At 40.4% G+C, this 22,846-nt stretch carries 21 protein-coding genes; 9 read left to right on the top strand and 12 right to left on the bottom strand.

The window, feature by feature from the left end; genetic code table 11:
- Nucleotides 1-204: 204 nt before the first annotated feature.
- The 4 genes from ACPC57_RS03530 to argR all read right to left on the bottom strand — a co-directional run bounded on the left by ACPC57_RS03530 (nt 205) and on the right by argR (nt 4,212).
- Complete coding sequence (locus ACPC57_RS03530; protein WP_312221582.1) at nt 205-645, bottom strand: DUF3021 domain-containing protein; 441 nt, start codon at nt 643-645, stop codon at nt 205-207.
- Entirely contained in the window at nt 642-1,085 is a 444-nt protein-coding gene (locus ACPC57_RS03525) for a LytTR family DNA-binding domain-containing protein (RefSeq protein ID WP_434066312.1), read from the bottom strand. The genes ACPC57_RS03530 and ACPC57_RS03525 overlap by 4 nt, the downstream gene beginning before the upstream one ends.
- Before the next feature lie 125 nt (nt 1,086-1,210).
- Nucleotides 1,211-3,751, bottom strand: a complete 2,541-nt coding sequence (mutS, locus tag ACPC57_RS03520) for a DNA mismatch repair protein MutS (protein WP_434066311.1) — start codon at nt 3,749-3,751, stop codon at nt 1,211-1,213.
- Between the two features lie 23 nt (nt 3,752-3,774).
- Entirely contained in the window at nt 3,775-4,212 is a 438-nt protein-coding gene (gene argR, locus ACPC57_RS03515) for an arginine repressor (RefSeq protein ID WP_130554816.1), read from the bottom strand.
- A 105-nt stretch (nt 4,213-4,317) separates the two neighbouring features.
- On the opposite strand from argR, the gene argS reads away from it, so the two are divergent.
- Together argS and ACPC57_RS03505 are read left to right on the top strand one after the other, a co-directional pair.
- Nucleotides 4,318-6,006, top strand: a complete 1,689-nt coding sequence (argS, locus tag ACPC57_RS03510) for an arginine--tRNA ligase (RefSeq protein WP_434066310.1) — start codon at nt 4,318-4,320, stop codon at nt 6,004-6,006.
- Nucleotides 6,007-6,289: 283 nt separating this feature from the next.
- Nucleotides 6,290-7,204 (top strand): SH3 domain-containing protein, encoded by a 915-nt coding sequence (locus tag ACPC57_RS03505; RefSeq protein WP_434066309.1) that lies wholly within the window; start codon nt 6,290-6,292, stop codon nt 7,202-7,204.
- Nucleotides 7,205-7,240: 36 nt separating this feature from the next.
- On the opposite strand, the gene ACPC57_RS03500 is transcribed toward ACPC57_RS03505, so the two are convergent.
- On the bottom strand, nt 7,241-7,765 hold the full coding sequence (locus ACPC57_RS03500; protein ID WP_171989255.1) for an ABC transporter permease: 525 nt from the start codon (nt 7,763-7,765) through the stop codon (nt 7,241-7,243).
- A 108-nt stretch (nt 7,766-7,873) separates the two neighbouring features.
- Here ACPC57_RS03500 and ACPC57_RS03495 point away from each other — a divergent pair, with 108 nt between their 5' ends.
- Nucleotides 7,874-8,083 carry a hypothetical protein gene (locus ACPC57_RS03495; protein ID WP_277837606.1) on the top strand — a complete coding sequence of 70 codons (210 nt, stop codon included), beginning with the start codon at nt 7,874-7,876 and terminating at the stop codon, nt 8,081-8,083.
- Between the two features lie 11 nt (nt 8,084-8,094).
- Here the strand turns inward: ACPC57_RS03495 and malQ are convergent, their stop codons facing one another.
- The gene (gene malQ, locus ACPC57_RS03490) at nt 8,095-9,615 is read right to left on the bottom strand and encodes a 4-alpha-glucanotransferase (protein WP_274504386.1); all 1,521 of its coding nucleotides are present in this window, start codon (nt 9,613-9,615) and stop codon (nt 8,095-8,097) included.
- 314 nt (nt 9,616-9,929) lie between these two features.
- Between malQ and ACPC57_RS03485 the strand changes: the two genes are divergently transcribed.
- The 6 genes from ACPC57_RS03485 to pulA all read left to right on the top strand — a co-directional run bounded on the left by ACPC57_RS03485 (nt 9,930) and on the right by pulA (nt 17,328).
- Nucleotides 9,930-11,186: an extracellular solute-binding protein gene (locus ACPC57_RS03485; RefSeq protein ID WP_434066308.1), complete on the top strand. Its 1,257-nt coding sequence runs from the start codon at nt 9,930-9,932 to the stop codon at nt 11,184-11,186.
- 117 nt (nt 11,187-11,303) lie between these two features.
- Nucleotides 11,304-12,599 carry an ABC transporter permease subunit gene (locus ACPC57_RS03480; protein WP_434066307.1) on the top strand — a complete coding sequence of 432 codons (1,296 nt, stop codon included), beginning with the start codon at nt 11,304-11,306 and terminating at the stop codon, nt 12,597-12,599.
- A gap of 1 nt (nt 12,600) precedes the next feature.
- Complete coding sequence (locus tag ACPC57_RS03475; RefSeq protein ID WP_434066306.1) at nt 12,601-13,443, top strand: sugar ABC transporter permease; 843 nt, start codon at nt 12,601-12,603, stop codon at nt 13,441-13,443.
- A gap of 133 nt (nt 13,444-13,576) precedes the next feature.
- The gene (locus tag ACPC57_RS03470) at nt 13,577-14,287 is read left to right on the top strand and encodes a hypothetical protein (RefSeq protein WP_434066305.1); all 711 of its coding nucleotides are present in this window, start codon (nt 13,577-13,579) and stop codon (nt 14,285-14,287) included.
- Between the two features lie 9 nt (nt 14,288-14,296).
- Nucleotides 14,297-15,280: a LacI family DNA-binding transcriptional regulator gene (locus tag ACPC57_RS03465; RefSeq protein WP_434065716.1), complete on the top strand. Its 984-nt coding sequence runs from the start codon at nt 14,297-14,299 to the stop codon at nt 15,278-15,280.
- 23 nt (nt 15,281-15,303) lie between these two features.
- Nucleotides 15,304-17,328: a type I pullulanase gene (gene pulA / locus ACPC57_RS03460; protein WP_434066304.1), complete on the top strand. Its 2,025-nt coding sequence runs from the start codon at nt 15,304-15,306 to the stop codon at nt 17,326-17,328.
- Between the two features lie 171 nt (nt 17,329-17,499).
- On the opposite strand, the gene nrdI is transcribed toward pulA, so the two are convergent.
- The 6 genes from nrdI to ACPC57_RS03430 all read right to left on the bottom strand — a co-directional run bounded on the left by nrdI (nt 17,500) and on the right by ACPC57_RS03430 (nt 22,803).
- Complete coding sequence (gene nrdI / locus ACPC57_RS03455) at nt 17,500-17,955, bottom strand: class Ib ribonucleoside-diphosphate reductase assembly flavoprotein NrdI (RefSeq protein ID WP_024396321.1); 456 nt, start codon at nt 17,953-17,955, stop codon at nt 17,500-17,502.
- 78 nt (nt 17,956-18,033) lie between these two features.
- Nucleotides 18,034-18,972, bottom strand: a complete 939-nt coding sequence (locus ACPC57_RS03450; protein ID WP_412080658.1) for a YitT family protein — start codon at nt 18,970-18,972, stop codon at nt 18,034-18,036.
- Entirely contained in the window at nt 18,959-20,710 is a 1,752-nt protein-coding gene (gene aspS, locus ACPC57_RS03445; protein WP_277837609.1) for an aspartate--tRNA ligase, read from the bottom strand. The genes ACPC57_RS03450 and aspS overlap by 14 nt, the downstream gene beginning before the upstream one ends.
- 230 nt (nt 20,711-20,940) lie before the next feature.
- Nucleotides 20,941-21,393 (bottom strand): GNAT family N-acetyltransferase, encoded by a 453-nt coding sequence (locus ACPC57_RS03440; RefSeq protein WP_434066303.1) that lies wholly within the window; start codon nt 21,391-21,393, stop codon nt 20,941-20,943.
- 9 nt (nt 21,394-21,402) lie between these two features.
- Nucleotides 21,403-22,314, bottom strand: coding sequence for an aldo/keto reductase (locus tag ACPC57_RS03435; RefSeq protein ID WP_277837610.1), 912 nt, complete (start codon nt 22,312-22,314; stop codon nt 21,403-21,405).
- A gap of 78 nt (nt 22,315-22,392) precedes the next feature.
- Complete coding sequence (locus ACPC57_RS03430; protein WP_434065721.1) at nt 22,393-22,803, bottom strand: glycosyl transferase family 2; 411 nt, start codon at nt 22,801-22,803, stop codon at nt 22,393-22,395.
- Nucleotides 22,804-22,846 lie beyond the last annotated feature (43 nt).

Below are 22,846 nucleotides of genomic sequence, written 5' to 3'. Positions count from 1 at the left end.
TCTGACTCTTGTTTTTTATTCCATAGAAAATAGAGATTGATGGCGCATGCGATTAATATCACGGCTGGCCAAATCAAATTTAACAAAGGAAGTTTACCGACATTGTAGGCAATATAGAGAGTATTCCACACTACCCCCAAACTATAGACAATCGTCAAAATAATTTTCATAACACACCCCAATTAAAAGATAGTGTTTATTATACTATAAACCACTATTAATGTCCTTGATATACCGCTCCATTTTCCGATAATTTAGGAAAAATAGCAGAGCGTAGAGCAAGACAAAGATCAGCCAGAAGAGAAGCAGAGAGCCAAGATTGAGTGGAAACCAACCAGCTAAAATACCCAGTGGTGTGAAACCTAAAGCTGTGATGCAAAAATGCGTTGCTGTCATTCTTAGAAGGCTCCAATCCTGTTCAAAAATCTTGTCTGCCAGCTGAAATAAGATACCAATACTCGCCCAAGTAAGCACACAAATCAGCATGACTGTAGGCTGATTAAAATGCTCTACATAGTAAGCCCCCATGGTTGAGAGTGGATTGAGCGGAAGATACGTTCCCTGTCCAAAAATACTGGAAGTGATGATGGAAATGATAGTTCCAATTGAAACGCCTAAACTGGCGGATAAAATATATTTTTTCATAGTCCTAACCTTTCTTTGATGGTTTTTAGATAGCGACGGGATGAGTAGGTAATCGAACCATTCTTCATGACCAGCTTGACCAGGCCGTTTGGAGTCAGTTTGAGGTGGTCCAGTTGTCTAATATTGATGATTTCCGACTGAGAAATTTGCAAAAAGTGTACAGGAAGCATATCTTTGACCTGATACAAGCGTAGATTGGAAGTAAAGGAATCCTCCTGAGTTTGCACCAGTAAGATTTTGTCTTCCAGATATAACCTTACAATACTAGCGTAATCTACAAGGTAAATCTGCTCTCCTTTCTTTACATTCAGACTGGTAGTTCTCTTGTCCAAATTCCGAATATAGGTCACCAAGTGAGTAATTTGCTCAGACATAGACTGGGCTTCAATTATCACCATATCTTCTAAAATTTCTGAAGAAATATCTAGTTTTACTTTCATATTCTCTCCTTTCTGTCCCTATTAAACACCATTTCTTTACTGGTTTCAAGGGCTTTTGGCTATATGGTTGATTACTTAAGCTAAACGGCAAAAAAGCCAGAACAACTGTCCTGACTTTCATTGTCTTATAGTTTCTTCTTGAATTCCGCCACCCTCATCATGACTTCCATTGGAGTCATATTGTAGATGTCTAGTTTTGCCAGTTCATCGAGGACTGGATGAGAAGGCGTGTCTGCGAAGAGGTCGATTTGACCAGACGGCTCTTCCACTACTGACGCAGCTGGGTTAGCTGGTGCAGTAGGAGCTTGATTTTCAAGCGTCTTCAAAATCCTGTCTGCCCGCTCCAATAACTCCTCTGGCATTCCCGCAATCTTAGCGACATGAATCCCGTAGGACTTGTCAGCTGGGCCTTGTGCAATCTTGTGGAGGAAGGTGACTTGGCCGTCCTTCTCCAAGGTCGATACATGGACATTCTCTAGGTGTTCCAAGGTCTGGCTAAGGTCTGTCAACTCATGGTAGTGGGTAGCAAAGAGAGTCTTGGCTCCAATCTTGTCGTGGATGTACTCGATGATAGACTGGGCCAGGGCCATACCGTCATAGGTGGCCGTTCCCCGCCCCAACTCATCAAAGAGGATGAGCGAACGATCTGTCGCCAAACGCACCGCCTTGTTGGCCTCCATCATTTCCACCATGAAGGTCGACTGCCCGCTGACCAAGTCGTCTGCCGCCCCAATACGGGTAAAAATAGCATCAAAAATCGGCAATTCAGCCTGATCCGCAGGCACATAGGAACCCATCTGCGCCATGATGACAATAACTGCCAACTGTCGCATATAAGTAGACTTACCACTCATGTTTGGACCAGTAATCAGTTGCATATGTGTATCAACATTCAAATGAATAGAGTTGGGAATGTAGGTCTGCTTGCCCATGACCTTCTCCACCACCGCATGCCGACCATTTTCAATGGTCAGTTCTCTTTGATCTGTAAAGCGTGGACAAACCAAATGTTGCTGCTCCGCCACAACTGCAAAAGCCTGCAAAACATCGATGGTTGCAATAGTCCGAGCCAACTTCTGCAAGCGACCGATATACTTCTCAACCTCTTGGCGAATCCGCAGGAAAATCTCGTACTCTAAATTAGCAGACTTATCACGCGCCTCCAACATCTGCCCTTCAATCTTAGCCAACTCTTCCGTTCCATAGCGCTCCGAGTTTTTCAAGGTCGCCTTACGGAAAAAATGGTCCGGCACATTGCCCAGATTGGAATTGGTCACATGGAAATAGTAGCCGTCTTTTTTGTTGTAATCAATCTTGAGATTGTTGATACCAGACGCTTCACGCTCCTTGGCCTCAATCTCCGCAATCCAACCCGCTCCCTCACGCATGACCAGGCGGTACTGATCCAGCGTTTCGTCAAATCCCGTACGGATGATGTTTCCATCTGTGATGGTCCCTTGAGTTTCTGGGTCAATAGCAGAGCTGATGAGAGCATGCAGTTCTGGAATTGGGTCCAATCCAGCTACCAGATTGCCTAGAGCAGACTCATTGATTTGTTGTAAGATATTCTTGATTGCTGGGATATTTCCCAAAGTCTGGGACAGCTGCAAGAGATCCTTGGGCATGATTTTTCCAAAAGACACCCGGCTGGCCAAACGTTCGATGTCATAGACACCTTTTAAAGCCTCGACCAAATCACTCCGTTCAAAGAAGTAATCCAGAAAAACCTGAACGACAGCCTGACGATTCTCAATCCGCTTAAGGTCAATCAAGGGACGATCAATCCATGTCCGCAATAGTCGCATACCCATGGCTGTTTTAGTTTCATCTAGCAACCAGTACAAACTACCATGCTTCTTGCCTGTCCGACCGTTTTCAAGCAGGTCCAGACTAGACTTGGTTGCATAGTCCATTTGCAGATAGTCCTTGATTTCATAATGGACCACCTTTTGCAAGTGGCTCAGATCTCGCATCTGAGTCCGATGTAGGTAGCTGAGGAGTTTTCCCGCCGCAGCCTTTTCCAAGTCTGTCAAGGAGTTATCAATCAATTGGACATCCTCTGTCACCCCATCCTCAAAAGATAAGAGTAAATTCATCTGATTAGAGAAAACTTGCTCTTCTTCCTCTGACAGAGCATAACCGATGACCAATTCACGTGCCCGTAAATTGCGGATTTCACCGCAAAGACTTGTAAAATCATCCAAACTTGTCACAAAAAACTGACCTGTCGACACATCCATATAAGAAAGTGCAAACTGCACTCCCTGACGGTCAATCGCAACCAAATAGTTACTGTCAGCTCCCATTTTCGAGGAATCCGTCACTGTTCCAGGTGTGATGACCTGCACTACTTCCCGCTTGACAACCCCAACTGCTTGCTTGGGATCCTCCATCTGCTCAGCAATAGCAACCTTATGCCCTAATTCAACAAGTGTGTCGATATACTGTTGTGCCGCGTGATACGGTACCCCCGCCATAGGAATCGGATTCTCCGCATTCTTATTACGACTGGTCAAGGACAATTCCAAAATCTGTGCCGCTTCTACCGCATCTTGATAAAATAGCTCATAAAAGTCTCCCATACGGAAAAGCAAAAAAGCATCTGGATATTGTGCTTTTATATCCAGATACTGTTGCATTCCTGGAGAAATTTTTTCTGTTGCCATTAACATTCTCTCATTCTAACTATTTATAAGAAACTTTTTATTTCTTCCTCAACGTGCTGAGCAGAAATTTCATCTTTACAGATGACCAACAAGGTATCCGCTCCAGCCACGGTACCCAAAATGGTCTCTGGCTTCTCCTCATCTATAATATTAGCCATCAAAGCTGCTTCACCGAGCTCAGAATGTAAAACTAAAATAAAACTTGCTCGGTTCACACTTCGCGTATACTGGGCTAATAATTGGCAAAAATGACCTTGACTGTCATCCTCTCCTAGTGCATAAAAGGACTCTCCAGATTCATGAACTTTGATAACCCCCAATTCCCTCAAATCACGTGACAGGGTTGTCTGGGTTACCGTTATTCCTTGGTCTTCTAGCCATAATTGAATATCAATTTGTCGACCAACTTTCCCCTGTCGAATCATTGACTTAATCAATTCGTGCCTTTCTACTTTATTCATACTTGTACCTCAAAATGTATATTTATAGAAATATTATAACATTTTTCCAAACTATTGACCTAGAATTATGATAAAATAGAATCAATAACTCTTGGAGGAATTTTTATGAATCATAAACAAACGGTAGCAGATACACTGTCTGCTGTCCTTCCTCAATTGGACATTGAGACGATTTATTCATTACTAGAAAAACCAAAATCATCAGAAATGGGAGACATCGCTTTTCCTGCCTTCTCACTTGCAAAAGTGGAGCGAAAGGCGCCACAGGCTATTGCAACGGATATCGTGGAAAAGCTTGATACAACTGGCTTTGAGAAAGTTGTTGCAACTGGTCCTTATGTCAACTTCTTCTTGGATAAGGATGCTATTTCCCACCAAGTCTTGACAGATGTGATTGCCAAGAAAGACCAGTATGGTCAGCTCAATATCGGTCAAGGTCGCAATGTTACCATCGATATGTCAAGTCCAAACATTGCCAAACCATTCTCAGTTGGTCACTTACGTTCAACGGTTATCGGTGATGCTCTTGCCAATATTCATGGAAAACTAGGCTTCAACCCAATCCGTATCAACCACTTGGGTGACTGGGGAAAACAATTTGGTATGCTGATTGTTGCCTACAAACTGTGGGGGGACAAGACTGCTGTAGAAGCAGACCCAATTTCAGAACTCCTCAAACTCTATGTGCGCATCAATGCAGAAGCTGAAGAAAAACCTGAGTTGGATGAAGAAGCACGCCAATGGTTCAAAAAATTGGAAGATGGCGACCAAGAAGCCTTGGAATTGTGGCAATGGTTCCGTGATGAAAGTTTGGTTGAATTTAACCGTATCTATGAAAAACTAGACGTCCACTTCGACAGCTTCAATGGTGAAGCTTTCTATAACGATAAGATGGACGAGGCTATCCAAATCTTAGAAGAAAAAGGTCTTCTTCAAGAATCTAAAGGTGCTCAAATTGTTGATCTTGAAAGTTACAACCTTCCTCCTGCTCTTATCAGAAAAACAGACGGTGCAACCCTCTACATTACGCGCGATATAGCAACAGCAATGTACCGCAAGCGCACCTATGACTTCGTGAAAAGCATCTATGTCGTTGGTCAAGAGCAAATCAACCATTTCAAACAGTTGAAAGCTGTTCTAAAGGAAATGGGATTTGACTGGAGCGACGATATGACCCATGTCACCTTCGGTCTTGTTACCAAGGACAAGAAAAAGCTCTCTACTCGTAAAGGAAACATCATCCTGCTCGAACCAACACTTGACGAAGCGATTTTACGCGCCCTTTCACAAATTGAAGCCAAAAATCCTAATCTTGAGAACAAGGAAGAGGTGGCTCATGCAGTCGGTGTCGGTGCTGTTAAGTTCTTCGATTTAAAAACCGACCGTGACAACGGCTACGACTTCGATTTAGAGGCTATGATTTCCTTTGAAGGTGAGACAGGTCCGTATGTACAATACGCTTACGCCCGTATCCAGTCTATCTTGCGCAAAGCAAACTTTGTTCCAAGCACAGAAAACAACTACAAACTAGCTGACGCAGAAAGCTGGGAAATTATCAAACATATCCAAAACTTCTCAACTGTTGTAGAACGTGCTGGTGATACATTTGACCCATCTCTCATTGCTAAATATGCTATTAATCTAGCCCAAGCCTTCAATAAGTATTACGCACATACTCGTATCTTAGATGAAAGCCCAGAGCGTGATAGCCGTCTAGCACTGGCCTATGCAACTGGTGTAGTTCTTAAAGAAGCGCTTCGCCTCCTCGGTGTAAAAGCTCCAGAAAAAATGTAATCAAAGCCTTCGGCCACCAGCCGAGGCTTTTTTCTACCCCTCCGATACCAGCTTCTGGCCGAATTATTGGTTGGAGTTTAACTTGATTTCTATAAGTAAATGCTTTCGGCGTTACGAATAAATAGATATAGTCGTTTAGTTTGTTTTGGTACAAGGAAACGAACTGCAGACTGTACTGAAGTACGGCAAAGTGAGTTAACGAAGTTAACGAAGTAATCAAAGATAAACTAAATGACTACAAGAGGGATCATTAGTACCTCAACATCTATTAGAAGGAGGATTCATGAACAATCTTTTTAAAAAGAAAGTGACCATTTATCAACTTGCGATAACGGCTTGTATCATCTATTTCCATATACATTCGTCGTTTTTTGCTTCCGCCACTACTCTTGGGGATAATTATCCCTATACTGCCATCAATGCCGTAGACCCTTGGAAACTCTATACCAGACAGTGCACTTCTTTCTCTGCCTTTCGACTCAGTACGGTCAACGGATTTACACTACCACCTGCCTATGGTGACGCCAATGTCTGGGGTCATCGCGCTAGACAAGAGGGATATCAGGTGGATATGATACCTGCTGTAGGAGCTATCGCTTGGTGGGAATCGCCCATGCATGTTGCTTGGGTGTCGGCAGTATATGGAGACATTGTAGAAATTGAAGAGTATAACTACGGTTATCAGTACAAATACAATCGCAGAACCATTAATAGAAACTCCGTCAGTGGCTACATCCACTTTAAGGATTTATCTTCTTCTGCCTTGCCAAAACTTCCATCCACTGGAGTCTATACATTTTCCAGTCGTCTTCCTATAAAATCTCAAGCTACCCAGGCTAGTACGACTGTTGGATACTATGAGAACGGTGAGAAGGTATATTATGATAAGGTTATAGAAGCTGAAGGGCAATTTTGGATTAGTTATATCAGCTATTCAGGGGTTCAGCGCTATATCCCAGTTTATTCCTTGAGCCAATCCCACCAAACAAGTTCCTTGCCCCAACTCCCATCATCGGGTACCTATAGAGTAAAAATACGCTCCAGCATTCGAAATGCCCCGAAATTGTCCAGTCCTGAAATCACCTACTACGATGTCGGCGCCACGGTGCACTACGACAAGCTTATAACTGCTGATGGTCGGCTGTGGATTAGCTATATTAGTTATTCAGGCATACGACGCTACATAGCTATTTCTTAACTCAAAAGCGCAATCTATCGACTGCGCTTTTTTGAATTATATATCTGTTGAATTAACGGCTGTGCTTGGTTTTTCTTTTGGTTTACGCAAATGGAAGAAAATTGTTATCCCAAAATAGATAGCAAACAGCACTACTTGAAAAATATATCCAAGCATAGCTTGAGATTCTACCCCTTGACGCATGACTGCATCGGTATAAACCTGTGCCACCCCTTTCGAACCAATAAATGCATAGGTTGAAAACACCAGAGTTCCAAAAAGATAGCCCAAGTAAGTATAAGAAGCTTGTTCATTTCGTTTCAGAAACAGTAACACAATCGTTGCAATCACAGCGAACAGAAGAACAACTACTAACCCCTTATTGATGATATTGGTTTGGAAAAGAAATGACTCTTTCAAGTAATCAAAAATTGTCTCATCTAGTCCTGTGACGTTCAAATTTTGAAACATTTGTCGTGCCGATTCTTCATCATATTTTGCAAAAAAAGCTGAGTATCCTCTTAACAAACTTTGGATAACTGATAGAGTAACAAGAATATATAAATGAATTGGTTTTTTCATATGAACCTCCTTATATTATTTTACCATTATATCTTTGTTTTGTCAATCATATATTTCATTTCACTACAAATATAATTTTGTTATACTAAATTCAAAGGAGGAAAAATCATGAAGAAATTACCCACCTATATCGGAGTGATTATTTTTGTAGTTACGCTACTGATTAACTGGTTATTGCCAAGTCTTGCTAAAGTGCTGAATACATTTTTCATTTGGACTATCGTAGCCTGCCTACTCTACACCACCTACTACTGGATTCGTTACTGGCTCTATGTCCGTAACAGAGATAACAGAGACTCCTCTAAGTCAGTTACTTAGAGGAGTTCATTTTATTCTGATTTTTCATTAACCAAATGCACATTAACACGACGATAGGTTTCTGTAAGGTCTAGCAATTCCGCTTCAATCTCTGGTGTCAGTTGATCCGCCGTCATTCTCCATGTCCAATTGCCACCAAGTGTATTTGGCAAGTTCATGCGTGCAGAACCGTCTAAGCCAAGTAGGTCTTGCATGGTTACAACAGCCATGAAGGCTGGGGATCCAAAGAGAAGGCGGAAGAGGGCGTGATGGACCGTTTCATCATCACATCGATTGCTATACTTATCTAAGAATGCACGTGAAGCAGGAGTCGTTTCATTTTCATACCAGCCAAGAATCGTATCATTATCATGCGTACCTATATATGCCACCACATTATTCGAATGATTATGTGGCATTTCAATGCTGTCGCCCTCAGGGTCAAAGGCAAACTGCAAAACTTTCATACCAGGAAAACCTGTCGTATCACGCAATTGGATGACCTTGTCCGTCACAGAGCCCAAATCCTCAGCAATAATATTTAAATCACCAAGTTCACGTTTGATCGTATCAAATAATTCAAAACCTGGTGCTTCGACACGGTACCCGTTTACAGCAGTTTTTTCACCTGCTGGAATTTCCCAGAAAGAGGCAAAGCCGATAAAGTGGTCGATACGTACCATATCGTATAACTTGAAGGATTCTCGTAAACGTGCAACCCACCAAGTGAAGCCATCTTGTTTCATCGCTTCCCAATCATAAATTGGATTACCCCATAACTGACCGATTTCCGAAAAGGTATCCGGTGGACATCCAGCAACAACACTAGGCTTGCCCTCGTCATCTATCTTAAAGAAATGAGGGTTGGCCCACATATCAGCAGAATCGGCCGCAATATAAATCGGCATATCCCCAACAATCTCAATACCTTTGGCATTGGCGTAAGCCTTTAAAGCCTTCCATTGTGAAAAGAATAAATATTGTGTAATGCGGTGATAATCAATTCGATCTGCCAACAAGTGACGATAGTGTTCCAAAGTGTCGTGATGGCGCAAACGAGCCCCTTGGTCTTCCCAATCAGTCCAGGGTTTGAGATTGAAGTGCTCTTTAATGGCCATATATTCAGCAAATGTATGGATCCAAAAATCATTCTCCGTCAAGAAAATTCCGTACTCAGCTGGCAATCCTTGCGCTTTGATATTCGCAACTACTTTTTCTAATAATGGTCGACGAGCTTGAAAAATTGCTGCGTAATCTACTTCTACAGGATTCTGACCAAAATCAATATCTTGTAAATTTTCTGATTGTAGCCAACCTTTTTCGACTAATATATCGAAATCAATAAAATGCGTATTACCAGCAAACGCCGAAAATGACTGATATGGAGAATCTCCATAACTAGTCGTTCCCAACGGTAAAATTTGCCAATAGCGTTGCTTTGTGCGAACTAAAAAATCAACAAAATCATAAGCTGCTTGCCCCATTGAACCAATTCCATATTTTCCCGGTAATGATGAGATGTGCATGAGCACACCACTTTGGCGTTGTTTCATTTATATCCCCTATTCTCCCACTATAACAGATAGTGCAAACGTTTTCTCGTTATATTATATACTTAAGGTCTAAACAAATCAAGCAATATTCATTTAATTATTTAAAAGTTGGAGAAATATTTCACTTTCTTCTATTATATATGTTGATAAACTAATTGCCCAAATTGCCCAAAATTGCACTAAAAAAATTTTTTCAAAATTTTTTATAGAAATGCTTGCAAACGTCTGCGCATAGGTGTATAATATAGACACATTAGGAAAACGTTTGCAACTAGCAGGCGTATCATCACTATTTTTATTCTTGGAGGAAAAATATGAAACACACACTTCTCAAGAGCGTTGCTCTTCTAGCTGCATCAACTGCTGTTTTGGCTGCTTGCTCAAACTCAGATTCAACATCTTCATCTAGCACTGCTAGCAAAAGCAAAGAGTTGACAATCTACATTGACCAAGGTTATGAAACTTACATCAATGATGTCAAAGCTGCTTTTGAAAAAGAAAACGATGTAACTGTTACAGTTAAGACTGGTGATGCATTGACTGGTTTGGATAACTTGTCATTAGATAACCAATCAGGTTCAGCTCCAGACGTTATGATGGCACCATACGACCGCGTAGGTAGCCTTGGTTCTGAAGGTCAATTGTCAGAATTGACACTTGCTGACAGCAGCAAAACTGATGATACAACAACTGCTCTTGTAACAAACGACGGTAAAGTTTATGGTTCACCTGCAGTTATCGAAACACTTGTTCTTTACTACAACAAAGATTTAGTTTCAGCGGCACCTAAAACATTTGCTGAATTAGAAGAATTAGCTAAAGATAGCAAATATGCTTTTGAAGGTGAAACTGGTAAAACAACTGCCTTCCTTGCTGACTGGACAAACTTCTACTACACTTACGGTCTTTTAGCAGGTTACGGTGGTTACGTATTCGGTGATAACGGTACTAACCCAGAAGACATCGGTCTTGCAAACGATGGTGCTGTTAAAGCGATTGAATATGCTAAAACTTGGTATGAAAAATGGCCTCAAGGTCTTCAAGATAGCACAGCTGCTAACAACTTGATCAATACTCAATTCACTGAAGGTAAAGCTGCAGCAATCATCGAAGGTCCTTGGAAAGCAGCTTCATATAAAGAAGCTGGTGTGAACTACGGTGTAGCTACTATCCCAACTCTTCCAAATGGCGAAAACTACGCAACATTTGGTGGTGGTAAAGCTTGGGTTGTCCCTACAGGTTCTAAAAACCAAGAGTTGGCTCAAAAATTTGTTGACTACTTGACTTCTACAGATCAACAAAAATCACTTTACGATGCTACAAATGAAGTTCCTGCTAACACTGAAGCTCGTGAATACGCAATAAGCAAAAACGATGAGTTGACAACTGCTGTTATCAACCAATTCGCTTCAGCTCAACCAATGCCAAACATCTCTGAAATGGGTTCAGTATGGACACCAGCTGGTAACATGCTCTTCGAAGTAGCAAGTGGTGCTAAAGATGCTAAAACTGCTGCAACAGATGCTGTAAAAGCTATTAAAGATGAGATTGCTCAAAAACACAGCAACTAGTCAAGTTTAAAGTTGGACTGGGAATTCTTCCCAGTCTACTTTATTACTTAAATTTACTCAAGGGTGTTAGTAATAAAAATTAGGATAATATACTAACTCCTATTCTCAAAGGAGACTATGACTATGAAACAAAATCCAGGCAAGGCCCTCCTTTTGTCCCTGATTCCAGGTCTTGGGCAAATCTATAATAAACAAAAAGCAAAGGGATTAATTTTTCTAGGGGTGTCGGTTGCTTTTCTAATCTACTTTATTACAATTGCTGCTGGTGAACTCGGAAATCTCATCACTTTAGGTAGTCAACGTGGCCAAGATAACTCTCTTTTCATGTTGATTCGTGGTTCTTTCCATTTGATTATAACAGTTGTTTATTTGGCGTTTTATGCACTGAACCTAAAAGATGCTCACAGTACTGCTAAGCGATGGAATGCTGGTCATCCAGTTACTACTTCTTTGCAAGATATGATTAAAGGAGTCTATGAAAATGGCTTCCCTTACTTGTTGATTATTCCATCTTATATTGCGATGACGTTTGCTATCATCTTCCCTGTTGTAGTAACACTGTTTATCGCTTTTACAAACTATGACTTTAAGCATTTACCTCCTGGTGCATTGTTAGACTGGGTTGGGTTTACTAACTTTACAAATATTTGGAAATTGAGTACTTTCCGTACAGCGTTTGGTTCTGTACTTGGATGGACCATTATCTGGGCTCTTTGCGCTTCAACTGCCCAAATTGTTATCGGTATCTTGACAGCTATCATTGCAAACCAACCATTTATCAAAGGAAAACGTATTTTTGGTGTTATCTTCTTGCTTCCATGGGCGGTTCCAGCCTTCGTAACTATCTTGTCATTCAGTAACATGTTTAACGATAGTGTGGGTGCCATTAATACACAAGTATTACCTTTCTTGAGTAAATTCTTACCATTTATTGATAATTTCTTAATCCCTTGGAAAACTGATCCATTTTGGACTAAAGTCGCCTTGATTATGATGCAGGCATGGCTCGGTTTCCCATATATCTACGTATTGACACTTGGTATTCTACAATCAATTCCAAATGACTTGTACGAAGCTGCTTATATGGATGGTGCTAATGCTATTCAAAAATTCACCAACATTACTTTCCCAATGATCTTGGCTGTCGCAGCACCAACTCTAATCAGTCAATATACATTCAACTTCAACAACTTCTCTATCATTTACCTCTTCAATAATGGTGGTCCTGGTAGTGTCGGTGGTGGCGCAGGGTCAACAGATATCCTGATTTCTTGGATTTATAAACTGACAACTGGTACATCCCCTCAATACTCAATGGCCGCTGCCGTTACCTTGATTATCTCATTGATTGTTATTAGTATCTCAATGGTTGCATTCAAGAAACTAAACGCATTCGAAATGGAGGATGTTTAAGATGAAACTATCTGTAACATTTAGACGCAGACTCAATCATATTTTAACTTATCTCTATTTGATTGCACTGTCTATTATTATTATCTATCCGCTTTTGATTACAGTCATGTCTGCCTTCAAATCTGGTAACGTGGTTGCCTTCAAATTGGATGGTTCTACTAATTTTACGTTTGATAACTTCCTAGGTTTGTTTAATGAAACGCTGTATGGAACTTGGTACTTGAATACACTGATTATTGCTACCGTTACAATGATTGTTCAAACAAGTATCGTTGTCCTTGCAGGTTATGCATATAGCCGTTACAACTTTATGGCTCGTAAACAAAGTTTGGTGTTCTTCTTGATTATTCAAATGGTACCGACGATGGCTGCCTTGACCGCCTTCTTCGTTATGGCCCTCATGCTAAATGCATTAAACAAGAGCTGGTTCCTTATCTTCCTTTATATTGGCGGTGGTATTCCAATGAATGCTTGGCTCATGAAAGGATATTTTGATACAGTTCCAATTTCATTAGACGAATCTGCTAAGCTAGATGGTGCTGGTCACTTCAGACGTTTATGGCAAATCGTTTTGCCTTTAGTTCGTCCAATGATTGCGATACAAGCACTTTGGGCTTTCATGGGACCTTTCGGGGACTATATTTTATCAAAATTCTTGCTTCGTGAAAAAGAATTCTATACCGTTGCCGTTGGTCTACAAACCTTCATCAGCGATCCTAAGAATCTTAAGATATCATACTTTGCGGCAGGTGCGATTCTGATTGCCCTACCTATCAGTATTCTATTCTTCTTCCTACAAAAGAACTTTGTATCTGGTCTTACAAGTGGTGGCGACAAGGGTTAATCTTGTCCCACCCTTTTCCCTTTTTATGGGTGGGCTATGATATCTATGAAAGGACTAATTTATGCTACCATATCCATTTTCATATTTTTCCAGCATTGCCACACCTAGAAAAATGTTTGCCAATCGGAAACTAATGAACCTTTGGCAACGTCTATTTACAACAATCTTTTTAGTTGCTCTCCTTGTGATTCCCCCAACCTTACAAACCTTTTCATTGGAGACTTATCCACTTGATAATTTTGTTGAGGGAATTTACCAACCCTTATCTGATGATGTAGTAACCGACCTTCACGCCAATAGTCAATTAACTGGAGGAAAATTCGTTTACACTGGTACCAAACAATGGGAGCAAGTTACTTTCGGAGACACTGTTAGCAATAGTACAGACTTCTCATTCCAATTCAAAGAGAGTAACCTGATCATTCGAAAAGGTCAAGATGTATTAGCAGAAATCACTTATGGTGGCATGTCTACAGATGACTTTGCTAACAAAGAGCAGCTTCGCGCTGCGATCTCAAAAAACTGGTATCAAGCCAATAAAGCAGTTGTTGGGCTCGGTGTGACATTGGTATCTTCATTTATTCTGGCATTCAACCTACTATTTATCCTATTAGGTGCCAGTTTCTTCCTTTACTTAACAAAAAAATCACGCCTTTTCCATTTTAGAAGCTTCGCTGAATGTTACAATTTTTCTCTAAATTGTTTAGGTTTTCCGACGATTATTGCCTGCCTAATTGGTTTGTTTGGCCAGCCAATTACTACTATTTTGACTCTACAAAATATCCTTTTTGTACTATGCTTATTATGGGTATTTTTCAAAACAAAATTCAGAGATGAGAACTAGGAGATTATTATGCGTGCAACAATCAAAGACGTCGCAAAATTAGCAGGGGTGTCTCCCTCTACTGTGACGCGTGTTATTCAAAATAGCTCTGCTATTAGCCAAAAAACAAAAGACCTCGTCCGCAAAGCGATGACTGAGCTCAACTATCATCCAAACTTAAATGCACGTAGTTTAGTAAGTAGCTACACCCAGGTAATTGGTCTAATTTTACCTGATGATTCAGATGTTTTCTATCAAAACCCCTTTTTCCCAACTGTATTGCGGGGGATTTCTCAAGTAGCTGCTGATCACAACTACGCCATCCAGATTTCTACTGGGAAGAATGAGGCGCAACGTTTAGAAGCTATTTCGCAGATGGTCTACGGGCAACGTGTTGATGGATTAATTTTCTTGTATTCTAAACCTGATGATCCTTTAGTGCAACTTGCCATCCAGCATAATTTCCCCTTCTTAATTTTGGGTAAAGCTGACTCTCCTTTTATCTCTCTCGTCGATAATGATAATATTCAGGCTGGTTTTGAGGCAACAAACTACTTTATCAATAAAGGTTACAAGAATATCGCGTTTGTTGCTGGTAACAAGGAGCTGGTCGTATCACAGGACCGGTACTTAGGTTACAAAAATGCATTGAAATCACACAATATTCCACTGGATGAAAACAAAGTAAGATTCGTGTCTGGTTTCTTGCTTGAAGATAGTTCTTATAAAATCTCAAAAAAATTTCTCAAACAAGACTTGGAAGCAATCGTCACAACCGATACTTCCGTGGCTGAAGGGGTTGTTAAATACCTCAACGAGGAAAATATTAAGTTGCAAATCATTTCCTTTGACTCTGTCAAACCAAAACTAGATATTGATGCCTACGTAGATGTCCACGCGATTAAGTTGGGACGTGTTGCTTTCAATACGCTGCATCAAATCATCAGTGACAACAAACAAGGTAAGCAAGTTTGCTACCGTCGTGTCATTCCACATAAAATTATTGAACTTTAACATAGAAAGGAGCCTTTTGGCTCATGGCTTTACGACAATTCCAAGCATTTCTTGATGATGAAGCTACCATTCGCTTGGTCATGGAGAAACGATTTGACTCTGAACATATGAGTTTCTCACTTGAATCAAATGATGCTACATCTCAACTCTTTATACACTCTTGTTTAGAAGTAGATAATCAAATCATCTACTATTTAACTAGCTTGCACGCTTTAACATTGGATAAAGACTATACCGTCTATGATCAAGACCGCAATAAAATTGAATTGGGTTACGGTCATATTGTCCGCTCTGCTATTTTTGAACAAAATTACACCTATAACGGAAACGATTTGGGTGCAAACTATCATTTAGAAGCGACTACATTCAGGCTGTGGGCTCCTATTTCTAAACAGGTATTTCTCGTTCTTGAGGGTAATCCGTATGCGATGACTAGGGGATCAAAAGGTGTTTGGGAAGTCACAGTAGAGGGAGATTTGGAAACTAAAAGTTACCACTATCTCCATAAGGTAAATGGAGAATGGATCTCCGTTCATGATCCATATGCCCTTTCTTCTCAGGCAAATTCCGGCAATAGCTACGTGATTAATCCTGATAAACTTCATCGCATTCGACGTGCAAATACTCAGCTTCCAATTTCTCAAGCAGTTATCTACGAAATGAGCGTCCGTGACTTCTCATGGCAAAAAGAGGCTGGTTTTAACCATCGCAGTCAATACATCGGCCTAACAGAATCTCCTTTCATGGATGGAATGAAGCTGGGAATGGACTATGTCAAGGATTTAGGTGTTACCCATATCCAATTAATGCCTGTCTTTGATTTTGGTAGTGTAGATGAAAACAAACCACAAGCTGTTTACAACTGGGGCTACGACCCTATACAATACAATCTGCCTGAAGGTTCCTATTCTAGTCAACCGAACGATCCTTATGCTCGCATTTTAGAATTACAGGAAGCTATCCAAGCCTATCATGATGCAGACATTTCCGTTATCATGGATGTTGTATACAACCACGTCTATAACGCGGAAAAGTATGCCTTCGAACTCATCGTTCCTGGTTATTTCTATCGTTATGATGAGCATGGTATGCGTACAGACGGAACATTCTGTGGCAATGATGTTGCCAGCGAACGAAGCATGGTCCGAAACTACATCAAACAGTCAGTTCGTCAGTGGCTAGAAATCTATGGCTTTGATGGTTTCCGTTTCGATTTAATGGGTATTTTAGATATTGAAACAATCAACCAGATTCAAGCTGAATTAGTTGCTCTGCATCCGAATGTCTATCTCTATGGTGAAGGTTGGAAGATGGCTACTGGTCTAGAATATGACAAACTTGCTCACCAATACAATGCGGCACAATTACCAAATATCAGTTTCTTCAATGACGACTATCGTGATACTTTCAAGAAGCTCTTACTTAATCCGAACCGTTTGATTGAGAAACAATTACATGAAAAGGTTCAGCATCTTTTAACAGGTAGCCGTCTCACTCATTTCTTAACACCGCAACAATCTCTCAACTATATTGAATGCCACGATAATGCTACTGCATTTGACTATTTCCATATTGAAAATCCAAACTGGACACCTCACCAACAAAAACGTGCTGCTAGCTTTGGACTTCAACTGATTTTGATTTCTCAGGGTATGGCCTTTATTCATAGCGGACAAGAATTTTTCCGTACAAAAGATGAGATTGAAAATACATACAATGTCTCTGATACAATTAACCGCTTAGATTGGACAAGAGCTATTCATTACAAGGAACATATTGAATTCATTCAGGAATTAATTGCTTTCCGTAAAAACAATCCAATTCTTAGCCAAGACAATTACGAAAGTATTCAACAAACATGTGATTTCTACTGGTTAACTGAGTTTGTCCTCCGATACCAGGTCATTAGCGAAGAAAAAACTATTCAGTTTATCATTAATTTTGCGGATAGTGACTTTACTTTTGAACGTGATCAAGACAAGACTGTTCTCTACAACTATTCTCCAGTTGAAGAACATGATCAACAAAAAATCACCATCGCAGGATAAAGTATTTGTATTTTGGAAGATAAATAGGGCTTTAGACTGATGAAAGAACTCATCACCTAGGGTATACTATAGTCAATCCCAAATATTTTTCATAATCTCCTTAAAACTCACTGGTCGCGCTGGTGAGTTTTTTTTTGACAAAAAAATCAGTCCCGTAATCTGTGACTGTTTTCATTTCATCAATTCAATGATTTTTCGACCGATTCGCTCTATATCATTTTGCATTCCACGGAGTTCAAAGGTATCTATGACAGGAAAATTAAATCGCTCAGAATACTGCTTGGCAGTCAGACAATATTGGTTGTTAAAATTTCGGTTGCCTGAGCCAACGACACCCAAACAGAGCTCTGCATTGGTCCCCAAAGCGATAAAATCTCCGAGAGGATTGGTCAGAATTTCCACATCTCCGTTGTCTACTCCATTTCCACCTTCTAAGTAGGTCGGTAAAAAGGCGACAAAGGGTGCATCTAGCGGATAGAAGGGAATATCTTGTTTGACCAAATCTTTGACATGGACCAATTCAATCTCCCAGTCTGTCTGAAATTGGAAAAAAGACTTTAGGCGTTTCACAAAACTTTCTGTATTGCCACTTAAGCTAATGTAAACTAAATAAATTTTTTTCTTCATACATTTCCTCTTTTCACTAAAAAAACACAACATATAGGATATAAATAATATTTTACTCCTATATATTGTGTTTGTCAATTAGTCGCTTTCCACGAAGCGACCGATGATATTTACATTGTCTGCTACTGAAATGAAGGCAGATTTATCAGCTTTTTTCATAATATGTTTAAATTCATTAAATTCTGCACGTGTAATAATCGCAATCAGCACTGTCTTTTGCTCATGATTATACGCACCTTCGGCACCATTGATAATGGTTACCCCTCGATGAAGCTTCTTTTGTATCATCTTAATCACGCGATCAGGATGACTGGTAATAATCATGGCCTGCATCCGTTTTTGTTTCACAAAAATCGCATCTGTCATTCGACTGGTGATAAACAGTGCAACCATTGAATACAACGCGTATTGCCAACCAAAGGTCATTCCTGCTATCAACATAATCATAATATTGACAATCAAGGAAATGGAACCAACTTGTCGTCCCGTCTTCTTGCGAATAATAATGGAAACAATATCTGTACCACCACTGGATACATTGTTCCTAAGCGCAAATCCAATCCCAGTTCCCAGCATGAGACCACCAAAAATAGCATTGACTAAAGGATCTGTCGTCAGAGTAACTGGTGGAATAAATTGGATAAAGAAAGAACTAAACGATACCGTAATAAAAGTAAAGATGGTAAATTTGTAGCCAATTTTATACCAAGCCAAAATCAACAAGGGAATGTTAAGAGCGTAATAGACTACAGAAATAGGAATATTCCATCCTGCATAAGAGGCTGATAATGCAGAAACAATTTGTGCTAGTCCGGTGACTCCAGACGAATAGACATTCCCAGGTCTAAAGAAAAAATTCACCGCGATACTAGATAGGAGTCCATAAATAATGGAGCCCGATATCCGTTCTGCGTATTTTTGCCGAGAAATCCCCGAAATTACCGACCAAAATTTATTTTTTCTGGCCTTTCTTAACAAGAGTACACGCTGTTTTCTGAAAAATTTATTCATTTTCAAGTTTAATATCTAAAGCCAATTCCTCTAATTGTGCTGAGGCAACCGTACTTGGTGCCTGGGTCATTGGATCAGAGGCCTTGTTATTCTTCGGAAAGGCGATGACTTCACGAATATTATCCTCACCAGCCAATAACATCACAAAACGGTCTAAACCAATAGCCAAGCCTCCGTGCGGTGGGAATCCATAATCCATAGCTTCTAGCAAGAAACCAAACTGCTCATGCGCATCTTCAGCTGAGAAACCAAGAGCCTTGAACATCCGTTCTTGCATTTCTTTTTGGTTGATACGAAGGCTACCGCCACCCAATTCATAACCGTTCAAAACAATATCATAGGCAACTGCACGCACCTGCGCCAATTCACCATCCAAATGATGAGCTGTTTCTTCTGTCGGCAAGGTGAATGGGTGGTGCGCACTCATATAACGCCCTTCTTCTTCAGACCACTCAAACATTGGCCAGTCTACAATCCAGAGGAAGTTGAACTTGCTTTCATCAATCAAGCCTTGTTCCTTAGCCAAGCGATTTCGCAAAGCCCCCAGGGTATTATTAGCTACTTCCAATTCATCAGCTACAAAAAGAACCAAGTCTTTGTCTTCAAGTTGTAAACTAGCTGTCAAGTTTTCTGTAATGCCTGTCAAGAACTTTGCAACCGGGCCAGCTAATTCTCCCTTATCAACTTTCACCCAGGCAAGGCCCTTAGCACCAAATTGCTTCGCGAAATCTGTTAATTTATCAATATCTTTACGAGAGTAGCTATCCGCCGCACCCTTGACCACAATGGCCTTAACAACAGGCGCTTCTGAGAAGACCTTGAAGTCAACTTCCTTGACAGTAGCTGTCAAGTCTTGTAAAAGCATTTCAAAACGAGTATCTGGTTTATCTGAACCGTAAAAGTTCATAGCATGTTCATATGCCATACGAGGGAACGGCAAGGACAACTCGATTCCTTTGGTATCTTTCAAGACCTTAGCAATCAATCCTTCTACAATGTCTTGGATTTCAACTTCATTCAAGAATGAGGTTTCTAAGTCAACCTGTGTAAACTCAGGTTGACGATCTCCACGCAAATCCTCATCACGGAAACACTTAACGATTTGGTAGTAACGGTCAAAACCAGCATTCATCAAAAGCTGCTTAGTAATCTGTGGACTTTGTGGAAGGGCATAGAAATGCCCTTTGGATACACGAGATGGTACCAAGTAATCACGTGCACCTTCTGGTGTTGACTTTGTCAACATTGGCGTTTCCACATCAATAAATTCCAAGTCGTCCAAGTAGTTGCGAATACTGTGAGTTACTGCAGCACGCAATTTAAAGTTACTGAGCATTTCTGGACGACGAAGATCCAAATAACGGTAACGAAGACGGGTATCATCGCTGGCTTCAATGCCGTCCTTGATTTCAAATGGTGTTGTCTTAGCCATGTTCAACACAGTCAAGCTTGTTACTTGCAATTCAACAGCTCCTGTTGGGATGTTGTCATTGGCTTGTTCACGTTCCACAACCGTTCCCGATACTTCGATAACGAATTCAGAACGAAGACTCTCAGCTTTCGCCATCACATCAGCTTCAACTGACTCAGGGTTAATCACTAATTGCATAATGCCTTCCCGATCACGCAAGTCAATGAAAATCAGGCCACCCAAGTCACGACGGCGGCTAACCCAACCCTTCAAAGTAATTTCCTGTCCGACATGTTCCTTACGAACACGTCCAGCGTACATAGAACGTTTCATTTTCTTCCTCTTTTACTGATTTTATACCTATTCATTCTACCATAAAATGGCTGATTTTTGGGGGAAATTGCCGAGAAAAATCTAAGAACCTGTATTCACCGTCTAACACTCCTATCTTAGACTTTTTATTCAGCTACTCAGCCTTATTTTTTTCAAAATCTAGTCAGTATTCCTTCAAAAACTATCTCTTATATAATTTTACTCGTGAATACAGGCTAAAAAAACCAGCCCTAAACGACTGGTTTACTATACAACATATCTAGATGCGGAATATCGTCCTCTAGATAGACTTCTGAAACTGGTTCAAAGCCAAGGGATTGATAGAATTTTTCTAGGTAGGCTTGGGCACCGATTTTAATCTGACTTTCTTTCCATTCGTTTGTAATACAGTGAATTGCCTGCTCCATCATTAGACGACCTAAACCTTTGCCACGATGACTAGGCTTGACGACCACACGTCCAATGGAAACTTCATCATATCTTAGGCCAGCTGGTAAAATACGCAGATATGCAACTAACTCCCCATTGATGGTTCCTAAGAGATGAAGACAATTTGGATCTTTTCCATCTAATTCAGGATAGGGACAGGCTTGTTCAACAACAAAGACATTGGTTCTTATCGTCAATATAGTGTAAAGCTCCTGTAAACTTAGTTGGTCAAATGCTTTTATTTCCAACTGCATAGTTGCCTCCTACGGCAAAATATTGCCCGCACTTCTATAAATGTCGTACCATTCTGGTTTAGTTAATGTAATCTCACTTGCTTGCGCAATCTTTTTTAAGCGCTCCGGATTCATGGATCCAACAATGGTTTGAATCTTTGCTGGATGACGCAAAATCCAAGCTACGACAATTGTTTCATGTGAAACATTGTATCGCTCTGCTATTTCCCCAATGGTCTGGTTTAAAAGAACATAATCTGGATGGTTGGCAAAAATACCTCGTTGCAAATCAATCAAGAAAGGAGACCAGGCTTGGATAGTGATTTTTTTAAGTTGGCAATAGTCAATCAGCCCACCATCACGCATAGTCGCAGCATCATCTTTCATATTGACATGTAATCCAGCATCAATCAAAGGCGTGTGAGCAGGAGAGAGCTGCAATTGATTGACTGCTAGCGGTTGATCGAGATAGGATTGCAGTAACTCGATTTGGTAAATGTTTTGGTTGCTAACGCCAAAATGACGAACCTTCCCCGCTTTTTTCAAGAGATAAAAGGCTTCAGCTACTTCCTCTGCTTCCATTAGAGCATCCGGACGATGTAAAGCGAGAACATCTAAATATTCCGTATCCAAGCGCTTCAAAATCCCATCTACAGATTCCAAAATATACTCTTTTGAGAAATCAAAATAGCCTTTACGAATACCACATTTTGATTGGAGGAGCATGTCCTCACGTTTCAATCCTGCCAATTTTGCTCCCTGAGCAAAACGTATTTCTGACTCACCACCACCATAAATATCTGCATGATCGAAAAAATTGATGCCGTGTTGCACCACAGTTTCTATAACATTTGCCGTTTCCCTTTCATTTAAACTGGCCATTCGCATACAGCCTAAAGCAATACGGGAAACCTGTAAGCCTGTTTGTCCTAATTCTTGCATAGGTAATACTCCTTGTAAACGTTTTTCTTCTGTTCATTATAACAGAAAAACTCAGCCATAACTGAGTTTTATTGTCATTTAGTTGAAACCGTAAATTCTTTTAGCGATTTTGTAGACAGCATTGGAAATTTTTCGTCCTGGGTAACCGTAAAGGTTAGTTAATTGACCGAGTAATCCTTTTCGAACGATCTTAAATAGAGATGGATTGTTATCCCGAATATAGTGCCATAATTCTTGCTTTTTCATCATATGCTCAGCTGTTCCCGCACGATTGAGAAGTGCACAGGAGATAATGGTAGTAATTTCCACGTGATTGAGCAAATAACTTCGTAAATCAGGATTATCAATTGCCTCTAAATCTAAATCATCCGCTAAAATCCGATTGACTTTTAACTGCTGGTCAATTCGTTTAATCATGACGGACTCATTGACAGACTGGTCATTTCGCCCAATAAAGTAACGATAAAAATCTACTGGTAGATAGTACATGGTTTTCACAGCCTGCAAAGGGGTAAATACGAAAATATTATCC

This window comes from Streptococcus sp. VTCC 12886, from assembly GCF_049893425.1.
Lineage (GTDB): Bacteria > Bacillota > Bacilli > Lactobacillales > Streptococcaceae > Streptococcus > Streptococcus suis_AA.
Note: the sequence above shows the minus strand (reverse complement) of the source record. Positions and strands in the feature narration are given on the sequence as shown.